Here is a 2278-nt window from a genome sequence, read left to right as displayed (position 1 = left end):
CAGTGACTCTAATGTTGCACGTACAAAGTGCGCTTTTGTCGTCCCACGAGTTAAGCCAAATACCGCACCACGCGCGTCACTATCCCAATATGGAGTTCCTAAACCGACGAAAGCTGGTACAAGGTAGACGCCATCTGTTGACTCTACAGACGTTGCGTAGCTTTCCGTTTCCGGTGCGCTTTCGATCATCTTCAGACCATCACGCAGCCACTGAATCGCAGATCCTGCTACAAAGATACTTCCTTCCAGGGCGTACTCGACTTTTCCATCAAGACCCCAGGCTAATGTTGTCAGCAAACCGTGTTCAGAAGGCACGCCTTCTTCCCCTGTGTTCATCAGCATAAAGCAGCCTGTACCATAAGTATTTTTCGCCATCCCTTTTTCAAAGCAAGCTTGTCCGAATAAAGCCGCCTGCTGATCTCCGGCGATCCCTGCAATTGGTACTTCATGACCGAAGAAATGATAATCGACTGTATTCGCATAAACTTCTGATGAGGATTTTACTTCAGGGAGCATTGATTTAGGCACCCCAAGAATATCAAGAAGCTCGTCATCCCACTTCAGATCATAAATGTTATACATCAATGTACGGGACGCATTGGAGTAATCAGTAATATGAGCATTTCCACCAGACAATTTATAAACAAGCCAGGTATCAATCGTACCGAACATTAAATCGCCGTTCTCTGCTTTTTCCCGTGCTCCGTCCACGTTATCAAGCATCCACTTCACTTTTGTTCCGGAGAAATAAGGATCTAACAGCAAGCCAGTTTTTTCCCGGAATAAGTCATTATGGCCGGCACTGCGCAATTCCTTACAAATATCCTCGGTTTGTCTTGATTGCCAAACGACAGCGTGATAAATCGGCTTTCCTGTATTTTTGTCCCAAACGACGGCCGTTTCCCTTTGGTTCGTAATTCCAATACCGGCCACTTGAGATGGGTCCACATCCGCCTTTCTTAGTACGTCAGCAATACAAGCAAGTACGGATGTCCAAATTTCATTCGCATCGTGTTCGACCCAGCCTGGTTTCGGGAAGAATTGTTCAAATTCTTTCTGTCCTGTTTCTACAATTGTTCCAGACTTATCAAACAAAATCGCTCGTGAACTTGTCGTACCCTGATCAATTGATAAAATGTACTGTTCTGCCATAATAAAATCTCTCCTCTATATAAAAATTGATTTAGCTGATTTTCTGTTCTACTTTATTGCTGACGGTACGCCCCTTTTTTAGTTCTGACCCCGCAGCTCCAACGATAATGACGGCTACGATAAGAGAAAGCACCCAGAACGCTACGGAGAATTCCTGTACGAAAATGGCTTTATAAAAGACAGATCCGTATACGCCGCCTAAAATTGGACCAACGACCGGGATCCAAGCGTATCCCCAGTCAGAACCGCCTTTTCCAGGAATAGGTAATAGGGCATGAGCAATTCTCGGTCCTAAGTCACGAGCTGGATTGATCGCATATCCAGTCGCTCCACCGAGAGACATACCAATTGCGACGATTAACAAACCAACAATCAGTGGATTTAATCCTTCGGTAAACTCGTTCGCACCAATAAACAAAATTCCCATCAATAAAACAAATGTACCAATCATCTCACTTAGTAAATTAGAAAAAGGACTGCGTACAGCAGGATCGGTAGAATAAACTGCAAGCTTCGCTCCTTGATCTTCTGTCTTGTCCCAATGAGGAAGATAATTGAGGAAAACGATACATGCTCCGATAAAGGCCCCGATCATCTGAGCTGTGATATAAATTGGAACCTTACTCCACGGGAAATCCCCGATTGAAGCTAATCCAAGCGTTACGGCTGGATTGATATGTGCCCCTGTAAAGCTTCCAACAGCGTAAATCGCCATGGCTACAGCAAGTCCCCACCCAATGGTAATGACAACCCATCCGGCTCCTTCAGCCTTGGAGTTCTTCAGAACGACTCCACCAACAACGCCTCCACCAAAAATGATCAGAATCATTGTGCCTATGAGCTCTGCAACAAATTCGGACATGAGCCACACTCCTCTATGTTATTTTCAAGCTACATGCGTTTAAAAACAAAGAGACCCACACCGAATAGCGTACTTTGGCTAAAAAGTACAAATTCTGTGTGAGTCTCCTCTTCTCCGTCACATGCTTAACTTGTTACACTCACTATAAACTTAAATGTAAGCGGTGTCAACAGGTGTTGGAATATTCTATCAATTAATGACAGGATACGATGGGGGATTAAGTTCGAAAAAGCGCGTCATTCGGCGATTTTCTTTATTTTTTTC

General features: G+C 44.3%; 2 protein-coding genes. Both read right to left on the bottom strand.

Going from position 1 to position 2278, the window contains the following annotated elements; genetic code table 11:
- On the bottom strand, positions 1-1152 hold a 1152-nt coding region (gene glpK, locus LD39_RS17880), incomplete at its 3' end, for a glycerol kinase GlpK (protein WP_035551014.1).
- A gap of 31 nt (positions 1153-1183) precedes the next feature.
- Positions 1184-2014: an MIP/aquaporin family protein gene (locus tag LD39_RS17875; RefSeq protein WP_035551010.1), complete on the bottom strand. Its 831-nt coding sequence runs from the start codon at positions 2012-2014 to the stop codon at positions 1184-1186.
- Positions 2015-2278 lie beyond the last annotated feature (264 nt).

The sequence above is a fragment of the Halobacillus sp. BBL2006 genome (assembly GCF_000786645.1).
In the GTDB taxonomy this organism is placed as follows: Bacteria; Bacillota; Bacilli; order Bacillales; family Halobacillaceae; genus Halobacillus.
The sequence above is the reverse complement of the archived record's forward strand: the minus strand, read 5'-3'. Positions and strand labels throughout refer to the sequence as shown.

Excerpts from the sequence above, each read along its gene's own strand:
- LD39_RS17875 (WP_035551010.1), bottom strand. The coding sequence starts at position 2,014 with ATGTCCGAATTTGTTGCAGAGCTCATAGGCACAATGATTCTGATCATT.